At 64.7% G+C, this 19,853-nt stretch carries 21 protein-coding genes and 1 other RNA gene; 15 read left to right on the top strand and 7 right to left on the bottom strand.

From position 1 onward, the window contains the following. The first annotated feature begins 537 nt into the window (after window positions 1–537). The 10 genes from AC3A84_RS02250 to AC3A84_RS02205 all read left to right on the top strand — a co-directional run bounded on the left by AC3A84_RS02250 (window position 538) and on the right by AC3A84_RS02205 (window position 7,732). Complete coding sequence (locus tag AC3A84_RS02250) at window positions 538–1,275, top strand: hypothetical protein (RefSeq protein ID WP_487968098.1); 738 nt, start codon at window positions 538–540, stop codon at window positions 1,273–1,275. A gap of 119 nt (window positions 1,276–1,394) precedes the next feature. After that, window positions 1,395–1,592, top strand: a complete 198-nt coding sequence (locus AC3A84_RS02245; RefSeq protein ID WP_410747804.1) for a helix-turn-helix transcriptional regulator — start codon at window positions 1,395–1,397, stop codon at window positions 1,590–1,592. 14 nt (window positions 1,593–1,606) lie between these two features. After that, the gene (locus AC3A84_RS02240; RefSeq protein WP_487968097.1) at window positions 1,607–3,430 is read left to right on the top strand and encodes a hypothetical protein; all 1,824 of its coding nucleotides are present in this window, start codon (window positions 1,607–1,609) and stop codon (window positions 3,428–3,430) included. Beyond that, window positions 3,423–3,698, top strand: a complete 276-nt coding sequence (locus AC3A84_RS02235) for a hypothetical protein (RefSeq protein ID WP_487968096.1) — start codon at window positions 3,423–3,425, stop codon at window positions 3,696–3,698. The genes AC3A84_RS02240 and AC3A84_RS02235 overlap by 8 nt, the downstream gene beginning before the upstream one ends. 21 nt (window positions 3,699–3,719) lie before the next feature. Then, window positions 3,720–4,565 (top strand): hypothetical protein, encoded by an 846-nt coding sequence (locus AC3A84_RS02230; RefSeq protein WP_487968095.1) that lies wholly within the window; start codon window positions 3,720–3,722, stop codon window positions 4,563–4,565. A 169-nt stretch (window positions 4,566–4,734) separates the two neighbouring features. Next, a complete protein-coding gene (locus AC3A84_RS02225) occupies window positions 4,735–5,163 on the top strand; it encodes a hypothetical protein (RefSeq protein ID WP_487968094.1) in 429 nt (142 codons plus the stop codon). Window positions 5,164–5,224: 61 nt separating this feature from the next. Next, on the top strand, window positions 5,225–5,473 hold the full coding sequence (locus tag AC3A84_RS02220) for a hypothetical protein (protein ID WP_487968093.1): 249 nt from the start codon (window positions 5,225–5,227) through the stop codon (window positions 5,471–5,473). Between the two features lie 2 nt (window positions 5,474–5,475). Then, window positions 5,476–5,937: a DUF2924 domain-containing protein gene (locus AC3A84_RS02215; RefSeq protein WP_487968092.1), complete on the top strand. Its 462-nt coding sequence runs from the start codon at window positions 5,476–5,478 to the stop codon at window positions 5,935–5,937. Beyond that, complete coding sequence (locus AC3A84_RS02210; RefSeq protein WP_487968091.1) at window positions 5,934–7,283, top strand: recombinase family protein; 1,350 nt, start codon at window positions 5,934–5,936, stop codon at window positions 7,281–7,283. The genes AC3A84_RS02215 and AC3A84_RS02210 overlap by 4 nt, the downstream gene beginning before the upstream one ends. Next, window positions 7,280–7,732: a hypothetical protein gene (locus AC3A84_RS02205; protein ID WP_487968090.1), complete on the top strand. Its 453-nt coding sequence runs from the start codon at window positions 7,280–7,282 to the stop codon at window positions 7,730–7,732. Before AC3A84_RS02210 ends, AC3A84_RS02205 begins: the two co-directional genes overlap by 4 nt. Window positions 7,733–7,737: 5 nt before the next feature. Here the strand turns inward: AC3A84_RS02205 and AC3A84_RS02200 are convergent, their stop codons facing one another. From AC3A84_RS02200 to ompA, 7 genes are all read right to left on the bottom strand, one after another. Beyond that, window positions 7,738–7,965, bottom strand: coding sequence for a hypothetical protein (locus tag AC3A84_RS02200; RefSeq protein ID WP_487968089.1), 228 nt, complete (start codon window positions 7,963–7,965; stop codon window positions 7,738–7,740). 3 nt (window positions 7,966–7,968) lie between these two features. Continuing rightward, a complete protein-coding gene (locus AC3A84_RS02195) occupies window positions 7,969–8,469 on the bottom strand; it encodes a GNAT family N-acetyltransferase (RefSeq protein ID WP_487968088.1) in 501 nt (166 codons plus the stop codon). Continuing rightward, window positions 8,466–8,759, bottom strand: coding sequence for a type II toxin-antitoxin system TacA family antitoxin (locus tag AC3A84_RS02190; RefSeq protein ID WP_487968087.1), 294 nt, complete (start codon window positions 8,757–8,759; stop codon window positions 8,466–8,468). Before AC3A84_RS02190 ends, AC3A84_RS02195 begins: the two co-directional genes overlap by 4 nt. Window positions 8,760–9,067: 308 nt before the next feature. After that, window positions 9,068–9,446, bottom strand: a transfer-messenger RNA (tmRNA) gene (ssrA, locus tag AC3A84_RS02185). A 12-nt stretch (window positions 9,447–9,458) separates the two neighbouring features. Further along, window positions 9,459–10,133 carry a phosphoglycolate phosphatase gene (gph, locus tag AC3A84_RS02180; protein ID WP_487968086.1) on the bottom strand — a complete coding sequence of 225 codons (675 nt, stop codon included), beginning with the start codon at window positions 10,131–10,133 and terminating at the stop codon, window positions 9,459–9,461. Next, a complete protein-coding gene (ubiG, locus tag AC3A84_RS02175; RefSeq protein ID WP_487968085.1) occupies window positions 10,130–10,843 on the bottom strand; it encodes a bifunctional 2-polyprenyl-6-hydroxyphenol methylase/3-demethylubiquinol 3-O-methyltransferase UbiG in 714 nt (237 codons plus the stop codon). The genes gph and ubiG overlap by 4 nt, the downstream gene beginning before the upstream one ends. A gap of 83 nt (window positions 10,844–10,926) precedes the next feature. After that, window positions 10,927–11,586, bottom strand: a complete 660-nt coding sequence (gene ompA / locus AC3A84_RS02170) for an outer membrane protein OmpA (protein ID WP_487968084.1) — start codon at window positions 11,584–11,586, stop codon at window positions 10,927–10,929. A gap of 224 nt (window positions 11,587–11,810) precedes the next feature. On the opposite strand from ompA, the gene gyrA reads away from it, so the two are divergent. The 5 genes from gyrA to AC3A84_RS02145 all read left to right on the top strand — a co-directional run bounded on the left by gyrA (window position 11,811) and on the right by AC3A84_RS02145 (window position 19,810). After that, window positions 11,811–14,468, top strand: coding sequence for a DNA gyrase subunit A (gene gyrA, locus AC3A84_RS02165; protein WP_487968083.1), 2,658 nt, complete (start codon window positions 11,811–11,813; stop codon window positions 14,466–14,468). 121 nt (window positions 14,469–14,589) lie between these two features. After that, window positions 14,590–15,699, top strand: a complete 1,110-nt coding sequence (gene serC, locus AC3A84_RS02160; protein ID WP_288508718.1) for a 3-phosphoserine/phosphohydroxythreonine transaminase — start codon at window positions 14,590–14,592, stop codon at window positions 15,697–15,699. 53 nt (window positions 15,700–15,752) lie between these two features. Then, the gene (gene pheA / locus AC3A84_RS02155; RefSeq protein WP_487968082.1) at window positions 15,753–16,853 is read left to right on the top strand and encodes a prephenate dehydratase; all 1,101 of its coding nucleotides are present in this window, start codon (window positions 15,753–15,755) and stop codon (window positions 16,851–16,853) included. A gap of 42 nt (window positions 16,854–16,895) precedes the next feature. Next, window positions 16,896–17,783: a prephenate dehydrogenase gene (locus AC3A84_RS02150; protein ID WP_487968081.1), complete on the top strand. Its 888-nt coding sequence runs from the start codon at window positions 16,896–16,898 to the stop codon at window positions 17,781–17,783. Then, complete coding sequence (locus AC3A84_RS02145) at window positions 17,783–19,810, top strand: bifunctional 3-phosphoshikimate 1-carboxyvinyltransferase/cytidylate kinase (protein ID WP_487968080.1); 2,028 nt, start codon at window positions 17,783–17,785, stop codon at window positions 19,808–19,810. Before AC3A84_RS02150 ends, AC3A84_RS02145 begins: the two co-directional genes overlap by 1 nt. The last annotated feature ends 43 nt before the right edge of the window (window positions 19,811–19,853 follow it).

Raw genomic sequence — 19,853 nt, 5'->3', positions numbered from 1 at the left:
AGGCGGCAAATCAGCCGCAACCCCGCGCCAGCATTGAGTTTTCGTCCCTGGCCGTTTTCGTGCGGTCGGGTGCAAACCTGCAAACCCGGTACGCACCGAGGTTCGCACATTTCCCAATCCCCCGCCCTCACGCACAGGCCCGCGCTGACCGGGCATTCGGCTCGCCGTCCTGCACCGCCGGGTGCGAACCGCAAACCCTGCAAACCTTGTTTTCTGGTCGGACGGTAGCGAAATGCTGCGCTTGCGCCCCCTGTATTGGAATATCGCCAGGAAGGACCCCTTTTGCCTGGGGTATGTATGTGTTCCTCGGCCATAAAAATAGGCGGTGACCATCACCATCGTCACAACCATCACAGGCACTGGCCCGGCGTGACAGTGGTGATGGTCGTGACGGTCGCCGCTTATTGTTTACACCGGCGAAAGCACAGATGTGCCCTCGGCACGACAATCATCACGCAGGGCGCCTAGCGGTGCGATGGCAAACCGGCATGGATGAACGTGGACGGTGCTGGACCACCCTCGGTAGACTGATGGGCAATGAATCCACATCTGCTCACCCTGGCCCTGACCACACCGCTCGAACAACTTCTGGAGTTGCCGAACGCGGTGCGGATTGCTGCCTGCGCCCGAGAAGATTTGCAGCGCTTCAGCGCAGAGCAGTTGGCGCAGATGTTGGCCAGCATGGATGCCGCCATCACCGATACCGTGACATTGGCGCAAATCAAGCACGGCGGCGAGCTGGTCAACCGACGCGAGCAGCGCGACCTGGACTGGTTCATCGAGGTCACCAATCAAGCCGAATGGCCGCGCCTGAGGTCAGCACTTGCAACGGACCGGGATTACCTCCGGCTCTTGGCGCTCTACAAGTTGGGCGTGGTGATTGAGGCTACGGCAGATACCCCACCCGGGGTCATCATCAGGCTGGCGGTTGAAGCGTTGATGGAGTCGCTGGAATCCTTGGTGCTGGCCGATCTGTTGCCGGAATCACCATCAACGGAACAGATCATCGAAGAGGCGTGGAAGGCGGGGCTCACGCCAGAGCCCATTGCCGCCGACGAAGTCCGCAAGGCGCAAAGCCAAGCCGTAAGACGGGCGGCCGATGCTCGACACGCCAGCAACCGAGCCGCCAAGCAAAAAGCCCTGGAACTGTTCGCATCGAATACCTACCGCACCAAGGAAGAGGCTTATCGCATCATCGGCGCGCAGGTCTGCAAGGCACCGGGCACGATCAAGAATTGGATCGCGGGCATTCCAAAGGACTCGCCGCCCGAATAATTTCACTGCGAACCTTCACGCTGCGCACAGCGTGATCATCGTGCGCGCACCGTGTCTATGAATGCCGATTCTTGTGGCATTCAATACAGAGCATCCCCAAACGACCACGGATGCTCGCCATGTACCAACCCCGTCCTGCACTGCCCGAAACCGGCTTCGTTCGGTTGCCGCAGATTCTGTCCCTGATCCCCATCAGCCGTTCAGCCTGGTGGGCAGGCATCCGGGAAGGCAAATTCCCTCAAGGTATCAAACTCGGCAGCAAGACCACAGTCTGGCGCGCTGAAGACATTCGCCATCTCATCGAACGCTCACGCTGATTCGGGCGGTGACGATGAGCGCGTCCATACCTTCCGCGGACGGAGTAGTAGAGAACGACCGTCACCACCATCACGACCATCACACGGTCGAGATGGATGCTGCGGCAACTCCGGCACCGACACCTGACACCGATCCCGTTGGTGTGATCGAGGCGGCACTGGTCCGTCTGGTCGATGACGTGGGCGTGCTGGCCGAGGAAGACGTGGTGCGCTCTTTCTCGATCCTCAAGGCCACGGACCTGCCCGGCTACCTGCGCCTGCGCCACGCCGCCAAGAAGGCCAATCGCGATTGCTCGGTGACGGTGCTCGATAAGCTGGTGCGCGACGAACTGCCCGGCAGCGATGACGACAGCAGCGCGCTCGATGAACTGGTCGCCTTGGCCCGGGCGCAGTGCCAGTTGCACCACGACGCGGACCGCAATGCGGTCGCCGTGATCCCGATGCCCAGTCGGCGCGAAGTGTGGCGGGTGTATTCGTCAGGCTTCGAGGAATGGCTGCGGGCGGCGTACTGGCGTGCCAAGGAAATGGGCGTGCCGGAGACCACGATGAAATCGGCCCTGGCCACACTCGCCGCCGCAGGCATCAACGACGGTGATGAGATCGAAGTCCACGTCCGCGCGGCCCGCTGTGAAGATGGCTACCTGATCGATCTGGCCGATGAGCAGTGGCAGGCCATCCACGTCACCCCCCAGGGCTGGCGCGTGGTGAACGAATCGCCGGTGTACTTCACCCGCACGCCCTCCATGCGCCCGTTGCCGATGCCTGTGCCGACAAGGATGACCCATGGCGATGTCGGGTTGCTCTGGCAGCACACCAACATCCCGGCACACAGCCGGGTGATGGTGCTGGCGTGGCTTCTGGACTGCTTCCGTCCGGACACCCCATTCCCGGTGCTGGAACTGGTGGGGGAACAAGGCTCGGCCAAGTCCACCACGCAATCGGTGTTGCGCAGTCTGGTCGATCCCAACAAGGTGATGCTGCGCGGGCGGCCCAAGACGGTGGAGGACGTGTTTGTCGCCGCCGCCAACAACTGGCTGGTCAGTTACGAGAACCTCTCCGGCCTCACGCCCGAGCAGCAGGATGCCTTTTGCACGCTGGCCACCGGCGGCGGCTTTGCCTCGCGCCAGCTTTACACCAACGGCGAAGAACACGTGATGGAAACCAAGCGGCCAGTGGTGCTCAACGGCATCGCCGTGGTCGCCACGCGCCCGGACCTGATCGACCGGGTGATCCACGTCGATCTGCCCACCATCCCCACCGATGCCCGGCGCGACGATGCCGACACGCACGCGGGCTGGGAGCGTGATCAGCCCAAGGTGTTTGCCGGGCTGCTCGATCTGTTCTCTGCAGCGCTGGCCATCCTGCCGACGGTCAGGCTCACCCAGAAGCAGCGTATGGCCGATTTTGAGCGGCTGGGCGAGGCAGTGGCACGCGCCCTGGGCTTTGCCCCGGGTGAGTTCCAGCAGCAGTACGCCGAGCTCGTGCGTGCGGGCATCGACCGTGCCTTGGAAAGCAACGCCGTCGCGCAGGCACTGGACAAGTACCTCGCGGACCGTGTGCTTCCCTTGAACTGGCAGGGCACCGCCGGCCAGCTCTACGACCTGCTGAACACCCACAGCATCCCCGACCGCAGCAGTTGGCCGCGCTCACCCAAGGGCTTGTCGGACCAGCTGCGCCGCATCGCCCCGGCCTACCGCGCCAAGGGCATCGACATCACCCACCTCGGCCACAGCCGTGAGGGCGCGCGCTGGCGCATTGCCCAGACCCGTTCCCAAACCAATCCTGCCACGCCACCCGGCATCGAGGGTGGCACTCGATATGGAGCTCACCGTGAGTAATTCCAACTTGCATCCCATCTGGGCCAAGGTTCTCGGCATCACGCCGCAGGCCACCAGCCCATCCACCTCTGCCGAAACGCAGCTGTCCCCGCTGGCTGCCGCGATTGCGGCGATGACCGGGCAAACCAACTCCCACCGGGGTTGGCAGGCCACCAGCCCGCCCCGCCGCCCCGGCGCGCCGGTCGGCATCAAGAAGCAGGTGGGCCCCGGCCTGTGGGTCAGCACCGTCGCGCGGCCCGGCGATACCCACTACCCCGTCCATCCCTGATCAAACCCGGAGACCATCACCATGAAACTGAACCCGTTTAGCAAGAAGTCCAACCTCTACCTCGACAAAGTCAAGGCTGAGCACGACGCGCTCAACCTGGAACTCGCGCCCCTCAAGGTCGAATTGGCAGAGGCGGAAGCCGAGCACGCTGCGGCACGCGAGAAGCAAACCCGGCTACGTGATGCCGCTGGCTCTCTGTCGATGAACACGCCACCGGCAGCCAAAGCCCACTGGCCCATCCTGTGCGAGGCCAATCAGCGGATGGAAAGGCTCAAGTCGAAGGTGTCCAACCTGGAGAGCCAACTGCGTCCGCTGCAGCAGGTCCTGGCCACGCCCGAGCGCTTTGCACTGGCCCGCAAGCAGCTTGACGATCTGATGGCACAACGCAAGGCGCTCACCGCTGAGGTGCAGACGGTCGATGGCCAACTGACCAAGATCGCCAAGCGGCTGGCGGACCTCGAAGCGCGCATTGCTGTCGAGACGAAGTCGGCATCTCGGGCGCTGCTGGACACCGAAGCGGAATTCGTGGTGCCTGAAAACCTGACCAAGCTGGAGGTGGAGTTGCGCATCACCCGCGCGTCGCAGGCCGAGCTTGAGCGCCAGCGTGATGCGATTCAAGGTCAACTGGCTGGCCTGCCCGATGCCGTGCGCAAGGCGAGGGACCACTTCATCCACTGCCGTGCGGCAATGGCCGAAATCGAGCTGCACGAACAGTTGATGCCGGTCATGAACGCACTGGCTCGCGCCTCGGCGGCCCGGCGCCAGATCAACTACCACCACGACGAAAGTCGCTTCCCGGTTGAGATTCCACGCGATCTGATCGAAGCAGCCAGCGATGCACTGGCGGCAGAAATGCCAGCGCCCTGATCGTCACGCAACCGGTCCACAGGCGAATTGGGTCCTTCCTCGCCATAAAGCAATACGGGGGGCGCGAGCGCGCTGCCCCGCTACCGACAGACCCCGAAACGGGGTTACCAGTTACCACCCCGGTTACCGCCCGGCGATGCGCCGGGTTACCAGCCTTCAAGGAAATGAAATGACCACCACGATCAACAACAACGACACCATCCCCGGCCAGCCACTGGCCCACTACGACCCAGAGGTCGCGCAGCGCGTGCACGGCTGGCTTGCCAGCGGGCAGCTGTTGGCCTGGATTCCGATCCTCAGCCAAGACAACTTCCCCGGCACACCGCCAGAGATTCTGCAGTTTGCCGACCGACACCAGGAGTCGATGCGCTGGCCGATCCACGCGCCGGAGGATCTGCTGCAACTGCCCGAGGGCATCACCGGCTGGTTGCTTCCCGCCAACGCTGAAGACACCAACGTGGCCTGCGGGGTCTGGAACGGCGAGGTCTACATCCTGGGTGTCAAGGACAAGCGCACCGGGCGTACGCAGACCCTGCTGGGCGAGCGTTTCGATGTAGCGACAGGGCAGGTCGATGACGTTGATCAGAGCGCGGTTTGACTTGGCTTCTGGTCGTCACAGCGCGTTCATGGAGGTCCGCAAACCCCTCTCGGAGAAAGCAATGAGCACCCACCAAACCCTGCGCGTACAGGTTACCGACACCAACCAGCGCCCGCGCGGCGTGATGACCATCGAGGCCGATTTCGATCACCTCGGGCCCTACCGCATACAGCACGATGGCCAAGCCTACTGGTTCACCGGCAAATCCGGCACCCACCGCGCCAGTGGCGTGGCCCCCCGCGAAATGGCAACCGCTGACGATGCCCGCCTGTGGATCACGCTCGGTGGCACCGCGATATGGGAGGACTGAGGATGGCCGCCGAACAGCAACACACCATCTCGGCACAGTTGGCGGCGCTGCCCTCCCTGCCAATGCCTGACCTCTGGGCGCTGTGGGATCAGCACTTTCCCCGGCGGCCCAGCCATCGCAATCGCAATTACGTCGAATCGCGTCTGGCCTACCGCATCCAGGAGCTGACCTACGGCGCACTGCCCACCAACATCCGCAAGATGCTGGTTGAGGCCGGTGCCAAGCATTCCAAGATCAAGTCGGCCGCCGGGCGCAGCGCGCAGACCCTCCTGATGCCCGGCACCACGCTGATCCGGGAATGGGATGAACGCGAGTACCGCGTGACGGTCACGCCCGATGGTCTGTATGCCCTAGATGGCCAGGTGTTCAAGAGCCTGTCGGCGGTGGCCCGCCACATCACCGGCACGCGCTGGAACGGGCCGAAGTTCTTTGGTCTGCGCGATGGCAAGGGGGATGGTCAATGAACACACCCCTGCTTGTGCCCCCAAAACGCTGCGCGGTGTACTGCCGCGTGTCCAGCGACGAACGGCTGGACCAGTCCTTCAATTCCATCGATGCCCAGAAGGAAGCCGGACAAGCCTTCATCAAGAGCCAGAGCCACGAGGGCTGGATCGCCGTGGCCGATGATTACGACGATGGCGGCTTCTCTGGCGGCAATATGGATCGACCCGCCCTGCGCCGACTGATGGCAGACATAAAGATGGGCAAGGTCGACATCGTGGTGGTCTACAAGATCGACCGCTTGTCGCGCTCGTTGGCCGATTTCGCGCGGATGGTCGATGTGTTTGACCGCCACCGGGTCAGCTTCAGCGCAGTCACGCAGCAGATCAACTCGGCCACCTCGATGGGCCGGTTGATGCTCAACGTGCTGCTGTCCTTCGCGCAATTCGAACGGGAAGTGACCGGGGAACGCATCCGCGACAAGATCGCCGCCAGCAAGGCCAAGGGAATGTGGATGGGTGGACCGCTGCCGCTGGGCTACGACGTTCGGGATCGGCTGCTGGTCGTGAATGAAACGGAGGCCAAGCTGGTCTGCCGCATCTTTGATGACTTCGTGACCGTGCGCTCGGCCACCCTGATGGCCAAGACCTACGGCGCAGAAAGCGTGGTCACCAAGGGCGGCAAGCCCTTCACCAAGCAGACCATCTACAAGATGCTGCACAACCGGATGTACCTGGGCGAGATCGTCCACAAGGGGCAGTCCTTCCCCGGCCAGCATCAGGCCATCGTGACGCAAGCGCAGTGGGATGCCGTGCACACACTGATCGCCACTGATGGCATTGAACGGCGGCGCGAGACCAACGACCGCCAGCGTGAGCCGGTTTTATTGCGCAGCCTGCTTTTCACGCCAGACGGTGAACGTCTGGTGCCCAGCTATACCGTCAAGAAGGGCAAGACCTACCGCTACTACACGCCGATCAAGCACCGGCGCTTTGGCGCGTGGGCCAGCCAGCACGGGCCACTACCGGCGGCGCCCATTGAGGAATTGGTGACCCAGCAGATCGTAGCGGCGCTGTCAGCGCCGCACATCGTGCAGTCGGTGTGGGATCGGATTCGGACAGCCCGCCCAGACCTGTCGGAGCCTGAGGTCGTGCTTCCGATGCGAAACCTGGCGGGCCTGTGGCAACAGCTGTTCCCCGTTGAACAGTGTCGACTGGCGCAGTTGCTGATCGAGCGCGTGGTGATTACCGACGGCGGGCTGGAAATCATCTGGCGCGATCAGGGCTGGCAGGAACTGGCCGGGGAACTGATGCCCGGCACCATCGGCGCGGAATTGCAGGAATGGGAACAGCAGGAGGTGGAGGCATGAAGCCGAAAGTGCAGCCGTTGGGGGCAGCAATCGCCCGCGAGCGCCGGGATGGCGGCCAGGTCAAGCTGTCCACCTTCATCCCGCTGAAGATCAGGAAGCGCGGCGCCAGCAAGGTGGTGGTGCGGCCAGATGGGGCGGTCGAGTCGCCGGGCAAGGTCGCCAGCCAGATCGACCAGCCCTTCTTGGTGGCGCTGACGCGGGCCTTCTACTGGCAGCAATTGCTCGACGACGGCGTGGTCGGCAGTGGCAGCGAGATCGCCCAGCGCGAAGGCCTGCACCACTCGACTGTCAACGAACTGCTCCGCCTAACCCTGCTGGAGCCGGCCATCATCCAGAGCATTCTGGCCGGGCAGCAGCCCCGGTGCATGAGCCTGCTGTGGTTCCAGCGTAATCCGCTGCCGACCGACTGGGTGGCGCAGCGGGAGGTGGTGGCGGGGTTCGACGCCTGACCGAGTTACGAGCCCTCGATGACCCGTGCCACATCACTGCGGCATTCGGCGCACTTGCCCACCAGCAGCAAGTCGCCACCCTTGATGGTGCCGCTGAAATTGGTGATCGTGGTTTCGTGACGGCACTGGCCGCACCAGACGTTGGACAGCAGCCGCTGGCGAATGTCGGCAGGGATGGACTCCCAGCGCTGGCGGGCCAGCTTGGTAAAAGTGGGCAGTGATTCGATGGTCATGGTTCAGCGGACCCAGCGACGGGCGTCCTTCAAGAGCAGCAACAATTGCTGTTCGCGCAGCGGTGACGCGATGAACCCAAACCGGGTGTAGAACCTCGCCGCTTCTTCATCGATGGGGTGGGTCAGCATGGCACGGATGCCGGCCTGCTCGGCAATCAGCATCGTGCGACGAATCGCATCCTGCAGCAGGCCAAAGCCGATGCCTCGCCCCTGGTCCACCACCGAGACAGCGAGCCTCGCCAGAATCACCACCGGCAACGGGTATTGCCCCATCCCTTTGCGAATGCGCTCCGGCGCCTCCAGCGTGTCGACCTGGCCCACGGTCAGGCCGAAGTAGCCCGCCACGCGGCCATCGTCTTCAGCCACGACAAAGGTCTTGGCCGATCCACTGCCCTGCGCCTGGCGAGCGTGACGCAACAGCCAGTCATTCAGCGCGGGCTTGCCGCAATCAAAACCCTCCAGCCGATGCTGCGCGGCCAGAGGCTCCGGTGCGCGCAACGTCACTTCGTATCCCAGGGCGCCTTGCGGGCAAACAGATCACGCAAACCCTCATTGGCCTGTTCGGGGCGATCCAGAAGATCCATCAGGGCCCGATACTGGCTGCCCGAGACCATGAACAATCGTTGGTCCAGCAGGGTCTGCTCGGCGGCCAGGCACGCGCTGTCGAGGATGAAGTCGGTCAACGACTTGTGGGCCACCTCGGCGGCACGGCGCAGCACCACCTCCTGTTCGGGGGTAGCGCGCAGCCCAAGTCGGGCAGAACGGGCGGAAGGCGACGATGCAACGGCAGTCATGGCAGCACCTCTTTTGTTAGATCAACTGCCGCAATGTTAGTACAAGTGACGCACACCGTCTAGTTGTACTGGTGACTGGTGGTCTTGGTTGACGATGAACCGCCGCGCGTAAGTTGTTGATTTCGCTAGACCTGCATCTGCGCCTACCCGCAGGCCAAACGGAGAACAGAGACGGCTCGGGCCGAGAAAGTGGCCGATTTGGGGCGTTTTGGCAAAAGGCCACCCGCAGCACAGGCGGCCGGAACCCCGCGTGGCGCGGGGATTTCAGGCAAGAAAAAGGGCCCGGAAATGATCCGAGCCCTTGTGTATGGTGGAGCTGGCGGGAATTGAACCCGCGTCCGCAAGCCTTCTTCGGGCAGATCTACATGTTTAGCGGTCTGATTTGGATCTCACCTCGGTCATCGCGCAGCCGCACGCTATGACAAAGGCCAGTGCCCTTGGATCTTGCTCCAAACCAAGGCACCCGGTTTGAAGCCAGCTGATGTGAATTACCTTGCAGCCGGGAGGTCTTGCAACCCCCTTTGCCCAGCCCATCAGCGTGCTGTTGCAAGGCTCACCGGTATTAAGCGGCGAGTGCGAAACGTTCGTCGTTTGCAGTTAGTTTGTTGAATGCAGATTTACGAGCGCCAATCAAGCTCGACATGCACCACACCGATTCCGAACCCACGTCGAAACCAGGGCAGCCCCAGAGTTCGTATTTTAGTCCGTCCCCAGCAATTTCAAGAGCTCAACCGGAGAATTAATCATCGCGGCCGCACCCCAGGCCGAAGGCGTCTTCACCCCCAAATAGCCATAGACGGCCGCCACGGTCTTCATGCCGGCCGCCTCGCCGGCTACGATGTCCCGCTCGTCGTCGCCCACATAGATGCAGCTGCCGGGCTCCACGCCGATCCGGCGGGCAGCCTCCAGAAGCGGCTCCGGGTGCGGCTTGGAATGGGGAGTGGTGTCACCACTCACCACGGCGCCGGCACCCCGCAGAAGCGGCATGGCCTGGACCAGCGGCTGCGTGAACCGCGTGGCCTTGTTGGTGACGATGCCCCAGGGCAAGCCACGCTCTTCAATCTGCGCGATCATCTCCGCGATGCCCGGGAAAACGTCCGTTCGCTCCAGGATGCAGGCTTCATAGTTGGCGAAAAACGCATCGCGCAACGCCATGAAATCCGGGTGCTCGGGGGTGATGCCGAACGCCACGGAGAGCATGCCCCGCGCGCCTGCCCCGGCGAGCGGGCGGTATTGCTCCAGCGGCAGCGAAGGCAAACCACGCTCCACGCGCAGTTTGTCAGCCGCGGCACCCAAATCGGGCGCACTATCCACCAAGGTGCCGTCCAGATCGAACAGCACGGCACGCACCCCTCGGAACGCGGGCGTGCTCATTGCGCCGAACGCCGCGTGGCGAAAAGATAGTTCACACTGGTGTCATCACTCAGCCAATAGCGCCCCGTCAGCGGGTTGTGCTCCAGGCCTCGCGTCTGCGAGACGTCCAGCCCGGACTGCCTGCAGGCCAGCGCCAGTTCGCGAGGCTTCAAGAACTTTGCGTATTCGTGCGTGCCCCGAGGCAGCATCTTCAGTACATATTCCGCACCAACGATGGCCAACATGAACGCCTTGGCATTGCGGTTGATGGTCGAGAAGAACACCCATCCACCCGGCTTGACGAGTTGCGCGCACGCGCGTACCACCGATTCGGGCTGCGGGACATGCTCCAGCATTTCCATGCAGGTCACGATGTCGAACGACGCGGGGCGCTCTTGCGCCAAAGACTCCACACTGATTTCGCGATACTGTATCCGCGGTGTTTCAGCTTCGAGGGCATGCAACTGCGCCACGCGCAGCGCTTTGCTAGCCAGGTCGATGCCCGTCACATCCGCGCCACGGCGTGCCATGGAATCGGAAAGAATGCCGCCGCCGCAGCCCACGTCCAAAACGGTCTTGCCCGTCAACGAAGAGAGCTGGTCGATCCAGTCTAGACGCAGCGGATTGATCTGGTGCAGCGGCTTGAATTCGCTCTCTGCATCCCACCAGCGGTGTGCCAATTCGGAAAATTTGGCCAGTTCGGCCGGGTCTGCATTCAGATGTTCACTCATGACAATGATTGTCCCATCAGAAAAACGCGGGCATAAAAAAAGCCCCGTTACCGGGGCTTTTTTCCATATCGAATGGATATCGATTACTTGGCAGCGGCGCGGGTGCCGACCACTTCGATTTCCACGCGACGGTTCTTAGCGCGACCTTCCTTGGTCTTGTTGCTGGCGATAGGCTGCTTTTCGCCCTTGCCTTCGGTGTACACGCGGTTCTTTTCGATGCCCTTGGACACCAGGTAAGCCTTCACAGCTTCAGCGCGGCGCACGGACAGCTTCTGGTTGTAAGCATCGGTACCGATAGAGTCGGTGTGACCCACGGCGATGATGACTTCCAGGTTGATGCCCTTGACCTTGGAGACCAGATCGTCCAGCTTGGCCTTGCCTTCAGGCTTCAGCACGGACTTGTCGAAGTCGAAGAACGCATCAGCTGCGTAGGTGACCTTGGAAGCCACTGCGGGAGCGGGAGCGGGTGCCGGAGCGGGTGCGGGGGCAACGACAGGAGCGGGAGCAGGAGCAGCCGCCTGAACAACCAGAGCGCCGTCGCAGCCAGCAGCGGCCGTGGCGGGGGTCCAGTTGGCATCGCGCCAGCACAGTTCGTTGGTGCCGTTCTTCCAGACCAGTTCACCGCTGCCGTTTTGCCAGTTGTCGACAACCTTGCCGCCGTCTGCTGCCTTCACTTGAGCGCCAGCCGAGGTCGCGATCACGGCAGAGGCCAACAACATCGCCACTTTGTTCAGTTTCTTCATGGTTCTCCTCTTGGGGAAAAAGCCGCAGCCGCGCTGCGAATCAGGGACGTCGTCAGTGACCATCACTAAAAACGTTGATTTGATTGTGCCATACGTAACAACCCAAAGGCGGCTTGGACCGAGCGGGCGCCGTAGGACAGAAGCGCAATGGCGCGGATATGTTGCGAAGCCGCGACAGACGCTTGGAACTAAAATGAATCTTTACTGTCGCCACCCCCGCCGCCATGACCCAGTTCGCCAAAGAGACCCTGCCCATCAGCCTAGAAGAAGAAATGCGGCGCAGCTACCTCGATTACGCCATGAGCGTGATCGTCGGCCGCGCGCTGCCGGATGCGCGCGATGGCCTCAAGCCCGTGCATCGCCGCGTGCTGTTCGCGATGCACGAACTGAACAACGACTGGAACCGACCCTATAAGAAGTCCGCCCGTATCGTGGGCGACGTGATCGGCAAGTACCACCCGCACGGCGACAGCGCGGTGTATGACACCATCGTCCGCATGGCACAGGACTTCTCTCTGCGCCACATGCTGGTGGACGGGCAAGGCAACTTCGGCTCGGTCGATGGCGACAACGCGGCCGCCATGCGGTACACCGAAATCCGTCTTGCCAAGATCGCCCACGAGATGCTGGGCGACATCGACAAGGAAACCGTCGATTTCGGCCCCAACTACGATGGCAGCGAAAAAGAGCCGCTGGTGCTGCCCAGCAAGCTACCCAACCTGCTGGTCAATGGATCGGCAGGTATCGCGGTGGGCATGGCCACCAACATTCCGCCGCACAACCTGAATGAAGTGGTGGACGCCTGCCTGCACCTGCTGCGTAACCCGGAGGCGACCATCGACGAATTGATGGAGATCATTCCGGCGCCGGACTTCCCCACCGCTGGGATCATCTACGGCATCAATGGCGTCAAGGACGGGTACCGCACGGGGCGCGGCAAGGTCATCATGCGCGCGCGCTGCCACTTCGAGGACATCGACCGCGGTCAGCGCCAGGCCATCATCGTCGACGAGCTGCCCTACCAGGTCAACAAGAAGACGCTGCAGGAACGCATGGCCGAGCTGGTGCACGAAAAGAAGATCGAAGGCATCAGCCATATTCAGGACGAGTCCGACAAGTCGGGCATGCGCCTGGTGATCGAGCTCAAGCGCGGCGAAGTGCCTGAAGTAGTGCTGAACAACCTGTACAAGCAGACGCAGCTGCAGGACACGTTCGGCATGAACATGGTGGCGCTGGTCAACGGCCAGCCGCGCCTTTGCAACCTGAAGGACCTGATCGTCGTCTTCCTGCAGCACCGCCGCGAAGTGGTGACACGCCGCACGGTGTTCGAGCTGCGCAAGGCGCGCGACCGCGGCCACGTGCTGGAAGGCCTGGCCGTGGCGCTGGCCAATATCGACGAATTCATCCGCATCATCCGCGAATCGCCTACGCCGCCCATCGCCAAGACCGAGCTGATGGCCCGCGCCTGGGATAGCAAGCTGGTGCGCGAGATGCTCACCCGCACCCGCGAAGACGGCGGCGTGGTGAGTGCGGACGACTACCGCCCTGAGGGCTTGGAGCGCGAATACGGCATGGGCCAGGACGGGCTCTACCACCTGTCCGACACCCAGGCCCAGGAAATCCTGCAGATGCGCCTGCAGCGCCTGACCGGACTGGAGCAGGACAAGATCGTCGCCGAATACAAGGACGTCATGGCGGTCATCGAAGACCTGCTGGACATCCTGTCCAAGCCCGAGCGCGTCTCGGTCATCATCGGCGAGGAGTTGGGCCACATCAAGCAGGAGTTCGGCCAGTCCAAGCTGGGCGCCCGCCGCAGCGTGGTGGAGTACAGCGCGCAAGACCTCTCCACCGAAGACCTGATCACCCCCACCGACATGGTGGTGACGCTCTCGCACACCGGCTACATCAAGAGCCAGCCGCTGTCGGAATACCGCGCCCAGAAGCGCGGCGGACGCGGCAAGCAGGCCACGGCGACCAAGGAAGACGACTGGATCGACCAGCTCTTCATCGCCAACACGCACGACTACATCCTGTGCTTCTCCAACCGCGGCCGCCTCTACTGGCTGAAGGTGTGGGAAGTGCCGGCGGGCTCGCGCGGCTCGCGCGGGCGGCCTATCGTCAACATGTTCCCGCTGCAGGAAGGCGAGAAGATCAACGTGGTGCTGCCGCTCACGGGCGACATGCGCACCTTCCCCGCCGACCGCTTCGTGTTCATGGCGACCAGCATGGGCACCGTGAAGAAGACGGCGCTGGACGAGTTCAGCAACCCGCGCAAGGGCGGCATCATCGCCGTGAACCTGGATGACGGTGACTACCTCATCGGCGCGGCGCTCACCGACGGCAAGCACGACGTGATGCTGTTCAGCGACGGCGGCAAGGCCGTGCGCTTCGACGAGAACGACGTGCGCCCGCTGGGCCGCGCGGCACGCGGCGTGCGCGGCATGACGCTGGAAGAAGGCCAGAGCGTGATCGCCATGCTGGTGGCCGAAGACGAAACGCAGAGCGTGCTCACCGCCACCGAGAACGGCTACGGCAAACGCACCAGCATCGTCGAATACACCCGCCACGGGCGTGGCACCAAGGGGATGATCGCCATCCAGCAGAGCGAGCGCAACGGCAAGGTCGTCGCCGCCACGCTGGTGCATGCCGATGACGAGATCATGCTCATCACCGACAAGGGCGTGCTGGTGCGCACCCGCGTGAGCGAGATCCGCGAACTGGGCCGCGCCACGCAGGGCGTGACGCTGATCGCGCTGGACGAAGGCGCCAAGCTCGGCGGCCTGCAGCGCATCGTCGAGAACGACGCGAACGTGCCGGAAGCCGATGCAGACGCCGATGCCGAAGGCGGCAACCCCGCCGGCGCCCCGCCCGCAGACGCCTGAGCCTAGAGCCGCACCGGCAGCGCCCGCCAGGGGTCGCTGCCGGACGACCGCTACTTTATTGATAGCTGCAAGCGCCGGAAAATCAAGCGCTGCAAGCCGTTTTCATCCGCAAGCACCGACCATGAACCGCCCCTACAACTTCTCCGCCGGCCCGGCCGCCATTCCTGTCGAAGTGCTGCAGCAGGCTGCGGCGGAGATGCTCGACTGGCAGGGCAGCGGCATGAGCGTGATGGAGATGAGCCACCGCGGCAAGGAATTCATCTCGATCTACGAGCAGGCCGAGGCCGATCTGCGCGAGCTGCTCGCCGTGCCGCCGGAATTCAAGATCCTCTTCATGCAGGGCGGCGGCCTGGCCGAGAACGCCATCGTGCCGCTGAACCTCTCGCGCGCCGCCACCGTCGATGTGGTGCTGACCGGCAGCTGGAGCCAGAAGTCGCAGAAGGAAGCGCGCAAGTACGCGGCCGAAGTGCATGTGGCGGCCTCCGGCGAAGCCAGCGGCTTCACCACCCTGCCCGACCCCGCCACCTGGCAGCTGAGCCGCGGCGCGAGCTACCTGCACCTGTGCAGCAACGAGACCATCCACGGCGTCGAATTCCACGAGCTGCCCGACCTGAAGGCGCTGGGCAGCGACGCGCCGCTGGTCATCGACTTCTCCTCGCACGTCGCATCGCGCCCGGTCGACTGGTCGCGCGTGGGCCTGGCCTTCGGCGGCGCGCAGAAAAACCTGGGCCCGGCCGGGCTCACGCTGGTCATCGTCCGCGAAGACCTGCTGGGCCACGCCCTGCCCGCCTGCCCCAGCGCCTTCGACTACAAGACCGTGGCAGACAACCAGTCGATGTTCAACACCCCGCCGACCTGGGGCATCTACATCGCGGGCCTGACCTTCCAGTGGCTCAAGCGCCAGCGCGAGGGTGATGCCACCGGCGTGGCCGCCATCGAGCGCCGCAACATCGCCAAGGCCGACCGGCTCTACGGCTACATCGACCAGTCGCAGCTCTACCTGAACAAGGTGGCCGCGAACGCGCGCTCTCGCATGAACATTCCCTTCTTCCTGCGCGACGAGTCGCGCAACGACGCCTTCCTGGCCGGCGCCAAGCAGCGCGGCCTGCTGCAGCTCAAGGGCCACAAGTCCGTGGGCGGCATGCGCGCCAGCCTCTACAACGCCATGCCGATGGAAGGCGTCGAGGCACTGATCGCCTACCTGCAGGAATTCGAGCGGCAGCACGCCTGAAGCCTCCGCGCCTCGCCCCATCCGCCCGCTCACGCCGCCCCACACCACACCCGATGTCCACCACCCCGCAAGCCTCCAACGATCTCGCCAGCCTGCGCGTGCAGATCGACCACATCGACCAGCAACTGCTCACCCTGCTCAACCAGCGCGCCCTGGTGGCCGAGCAGGTCGGCGAGGTCAAGAAGCGCGAAGGCACGCCTTTCTTCCGCCCCGACCGCGTGGCGCAGGTCATCGACAAGATCCAGACCGCCAACCCGGGCCCGCTCAAGGGCCCGCACGTGGCCGCCATCTGGCGCGAGATCATGTCCGCCTGCCTCGCGCTCGAAGCACCCCAGCGCGTGGCCGTGCTGGGCCCGGCGGGCACCTTCTGCGAGCAGGCCGCCGTCGAGTTCTTCGGCGGCGCGGCCGACCTGATGTATTGCGCCAACTTCGACGAGGTGTTCCACGCCACGGCCGCCGGCAGCGCGCAGTACGGCGTGGTGGGCGTGGAGAACTCGGTCGAGGGCGTGGTCACGCGCTCGCTCGACCTCTTTCTGCACACGCCTTGCCATGTGGTGGGCGAAGTCAGCCTGCTGGTGCGCCACAACCTGCTGCGCCAGTCGAACTCGCTCGACGGCATCGAGGCCGTGCTGGCCCATCCGCAGGCGCTGGCGCAGTGCCAGAGCTGGCTCTCCAAGCACCTGCCGCATGCCGAGCGCCGCCCGGTCTCCAGCAATGCCGAGGGCGCGCGCCTGGCTGCCACCAGCCCCGCGTGGGCCGGCATTGCCAGCGAGCGCGCCGCCTCGCAGTTCGGCCTGCACATCGTCTCGCACGCCATCCAGGACGACGCCTACAACCGCACCCGCTTCGCCGTCATCTGCCTGCCGCACACGCTGCCCACGCCGCCGGCCAGCGGCAAGGACTGCACCAGCCTCGTCATCTCCGTGCCCAACCAGCCCGGCGCGGTGCACGACCTGCTGGTGCCGCTCAAGAAGCACGGCGTGTCGATGACGCGCTTCGAATCGCGTCCGGCACGCACCGGCCAGTGGGAGTACTACTTCTACATCGACCTCGACGGCCATCCCTCGCAGCCGCATGTCGCCCGCGCGCTGGAAGAGCTGCGCAGCCTCTGCGCGTTCTACAAGGTGCTGGGCTCGTATCCGGTGGCACCATGAGCCGGAGCGCAGTCGCAGGCCGCCCGCAAGCGCGAGGCGGCCATGTTTGAGCAGCTCGGGCTCATCGGCTGCGGGCTGATGGGAGGCTCCTTCGCGCTGGCGCTCAAGAAGGCCGGGCTGGTCAAGCGCGTGGTGGGCTACAGCAAGTCCCCCTCCACCACCGACCGGGCCCGGCAGCTGGGAGTAATCGACGTCGAGGCACCCTCCGCCCTGCTGGCGGCCGCCGGCGCCGACATCGTTCTGCTGGCCGTGCCCGTGGCCGCGACGGAAGACACGCTCAAGGCGATCAAGCACCTGGTCACGCCGCAGATGCTGGTGATGGACGTGGGCTCCACCAAGACCGACGTGGTGCATGCGGCACGCCAGGCGCTGCGCGACCGGGTCGGCTCCTTCGTGCCGGCACACCCCGTCACGGGACGCGAAGTCTCGGGCGTCGAATTTGCCGATGCGGAGCTCTACCACGGACGGCAGGTCATCCTGACGCCGACGGAGCGCACTCTGTCCGCTCAACTGCAAAAGGCCGAGAGCGTGTGGACCGCGCTGGGCTGCCGCGTGCAGAGCATGTCGCCCGAATCGCACGACACCGCCTTCGCCGCCATCAGCCACCTGCCCCACATGCTGGCCTTCGCCATGATGAACGGCATCACGGCCCAGCCCGAAGGCGAGACCTTCCTCTCGGTCGCCGGCCCGGGCTTTCGCGACTTCACCCGCATAGCCGCAGGCGACGCCAAGATGTGGCGCGACATCCTGCTGGCCAACCGCGACGAGCTGCTGGCTCAGTCGGCCCACTTCCGCCAGGCTCTGACCGACTTCGAGCAGGCCGTGCAGCAAGGCGACGGCCAGGCCATCGAAAACCTCATCACCCTGGCCAGCGAAACCCGCGCCCACTGGCGCATGGGCGCGCAGCGTACGCACAAGACCATCTCCTGATGTACACCACCGCCTTTCTTGATCTCCCTCCTCTCGCCACGGCGGCCGGCAGCGTGCAGTTGCCCGGCTCCAAGAGCATTTCCAACCGCGTGCTGCTGCTGGCGGCACTGAGCGAAGGCACGACCGAGGTCCACGACCTGCTGGCCTCCGACGACACCCGCGTCATGCTGGACGGCCTGCGCCAGATCGGCTGCGGCGTGGAGCAGACAGGCAGCACGGTGCGCATCACCGGCCTGGGCGAGCGAGCGCCGCAGTCGCCCCAAAAGCTCTTTTTGGGCAATGCCGGCACCGCCATGCGCCCACTGACTGCGGCGCTGGCGCTGCTGGGCGGCGAATTCGAGCTCTCCGGCGTGCCGCGCATGCACGAGCGCCCCATCGGCGATCTGGTCGCCGCGCTGCGCCAGCTCGGCTGCCTCATCGACTACCTCGGCAACGACGGCTTTCCGCCGCTGCGCATCGCCCACGCGGACGGCGTGCCAGCCCTGGCGCTGGACCAGCCCATCCAGGTGCGCGGCGACGTCTCCAGCCAGTTCCTGACCGCGCTGCTCATGGCTCTACCCCTGGTGGCGCGCACGCAGGACGTGGTGGTCGACGTGGTGGGCGAGCTCATCTCGCGCCCTTACATCCACATCACGCTGGAGCTGCTGGCACGCTTCGGCATCGCCGTGCGGCACGACCAGTGGCAGCGCTTCACCATCCCCGCCGGTAGCAGGTACCGCTCGCCGGGCAGCATCCACGTCGAGGCGGATGCTTCCTCCGCCAGCTATTTCATCGCGCTGGGCGCGCTCGCGGCGGGCGTTGACGGCGCCGAAGGCCTGCAGGTGCTGGGCGTGGGCCGGGATTCGATCCAGGGCGACATCCGCTTCGTCGAAGCCGCCCAGGCCATGGGCGCAGAGGTCGAAAGCGGCCCCAACTGGCTGCGCATCCGCCGCGGCGCCTGGCCGCTCAAGGCCATCGACCTGGACTGCAACCACATCCCCGACGCCGCCATGACGCTGGCCGTGATGGCGCTCTATGCCGACGGCACCACCACGCTGCGCAACATCGCCAGCTGGCGCGTGAAGGAAACCGACCGCATCGCCGCCATGGCCACCGAGCTGCGCAAGCTGGGCGCCACGGTCGAAGAAGGCGCGGACTTCATCCGCGTGACGCCGCTCGCCGTACCAGCCGACTGGCGCGCCGCCAGCATCCACACCTACGACGACCACCGCGTGGCGATGTGCTTCTCGCTCGCGGCATTCAACCCGGCGGGGCTGCCCGTGCGCATCCTCGATCCGCAGTGCGTCGCCAAGACCTTCCCGGATTATTTCGAGGCCCTGTTCTCGGTCGCCCAGACGCCCACCCCCCGCATTCCGGTGATCTGCATCGACGGCCCCACGGCATCGGGCAAGGGCACCGTGGCCGCCGCCGTGGCCGAACGCCTGGGCTACCGCTTCCTCGATTCGGGCGCGATGTACCGCATCACCGCCCTGGCCGCCACGCGGGCGGGCCTGCGGATCGATGCCGAGCACGAAGCACACATCGCCGCCCTGGCCCGCGCGCTGCCCGTGCGCTTCGAGGCCGGCCGCATCTGGCTGGGCGAAGCCGACGTGACCGATGCCATCCGCACCGAAGAGGCCGGAATGGACGCCTCGCGCGTGTCCGCCCTGCCCCAGGTGCGCGAGGCGCTGGTGGAGCTGCAGCACAGCTTCCAGCGCCTGCCGGGCCTGGTCGCCGACGGCCGCGACATGGGCACGGTGATCTTTCCCGAGGCGCCGCTCAAGGTCTATCTGACGGCCAGCGCCGCCTGCCGCGCCGAACGCCGCCATAAACAATTGATTTCAAAGGGAATTTCGGCTAACATAGACGACCTTCGCGCCGACTTGGAGGCGCGCGATGCCCGGGACAGTTCCCGCAGCGTCGCGCCACTCAAGCCCGCGCAGGATGCCCTGGTGCTGGACAACTCCCTGCTGACGATCGACGAGGCCGTCGAGCAGGTGGTCGCTTGGTGGCAGGAGCGCCAGCCCTTTTCTGCACCGCAGCACTGAGGCCGGCACCCGCAGGGTCTCGTCGCCCTGCACCGAGGCCCAC

The sequence above is a fragment of the Paracidovorax sp. genome, from assembly GCF_057642795.1.
This window is presented reverse-complemented; position numbering and strand designations above follow the sequence as displayed.

Bases quoted from the DNA above. Each gene is read 5' to 3' on its own strand.
- AC3A84_RS02250 (WP_487968098.1), top strand. From the start codon at position 538: ATGAATCCACATCTGCTCACCCTGGCCCTGACCACACCGCTCGAACAA.
- AC3A84_RS02245 (WP_410747804.1), top strand. From the start codon at position 1,395: ATGTACCAACCCCGTCCTGCACTGCCCGAAACCGGCTTCGTTCGGTTG.
- AC3A84_RS02240 (WP_487968097.1), top strand. From the start codon at position 1,607: ATGAGCGCGTCCATACCTTCCGCGGACGGAGTAGTAGAGAACGACCGT.
- AC3A84_RS02230 (WP_487968095.1), top strand. From the start codon at position 3,720: ATGAAACTGAACCCGTTTAGCAAGAAGTCCAACCTCTACCTCGACAAA.
- AC3A84_RS02225 (WP_487968094.1), top strand. From the start codon at position 4,735: ATGACCACCACGATCAACAACAACGACACCATCCCCGGCCAGCCACTG.
- AC3A84_RS02220 (WP_487968093.1), top strand. From the start codon at position 5,225: ATGAGCACCCACCAAACCCTGCGCGTACAGGTTACCGACACCAACCAG.
- AC3A84_RS02215 (WP_487968092.1), top strand. From the start codon at position 5,476: ATGGCCGCCGAACAGCAACACACCATCTCGGCACAGTTGGCGGCGCTG.
- AC3A84_RS02210 (WP_487968091.1), top strand. From the start codon at position 5,934: ATGAACACACCCCTGCTTGTGCCCCCAAAACGCTGCGCGGTGTACTGC.
- AC3A84_RS02205 (WP_487968090.1), top strand. From the start codon at position 7,280: ATGAAGCCGAAAGTGCAGCCGTTGGGGGCAGCAATCGCCCGCGAGCGC.
- AC3A84_RS02200 (WP_487968089.1), bottom strand. From the start codon at position 7,965: ATGACCATCGAATCACTGCCCACTTTTACCAAGCTGGCCCGCCAGCGC.
- AC3A84_RS02190 (WP_487968087.1), bottom strand. From the start codon at position 8,759: ATGACTGCCGTTGCATCGTCGCCTTCCGCCCGTTCTGCCCGACTTGGG.
- gph (WP_487968086.1), bottom strand. From the start codon at position 10,133: ATGAGCACGCCCGCGTTCCGAGGGGTGCGTGCCGTGCTGTTCGATCTG.
- ubiG (WP_487968085.1), bottom strand. From the start codon at position 10,843: ATGAGTGAACATCTGAATGCAGACCCGGCCGAACTGGCCAAATTTTCC.
- ompA (WP_487968084.1), bottom strand. From the start codon at position 11,586: ATGAAGAAACTGAACAAAGTGGCGATGTTGTTGGCCTCTGCCGTGATC.
- gyrA (WP_487968083.1), top strand. From the start codon at position 11,811: ATGACCCAGTTCGCCAAAGAGACCCTGCCCATCAGCCTAGAAGAAGAA.
- serC (WP_288508718.1), top strand. From the start codon at position 14,590: ATGAACCGCCCCTACAACTTCTCCGCCGGCCCGGCCGCCATTCCTGTC.
- pheA (WP_487968082.1), top strand. From the start codon at position 15,753: ATGTCCACCACCCCGCAAGCCTCCAACGATCTCGCCAGCCTGCGCGTG.
- AC3A84_RS02150 (WP_487968081.1), top strand. From the start codon at position 16,896: ATGTTTGAGCAGCTCGGGCTCATCGGCTGCGGGCTGATGGGAGGCTCC.
- AC3A84_RS02145 (WP_487968080.1), top strand. From the start codon at position 17,783: ATGTACACCACCGCCTTTCTTGATCTCCCTCCTCTCGCCACGGCGGCC.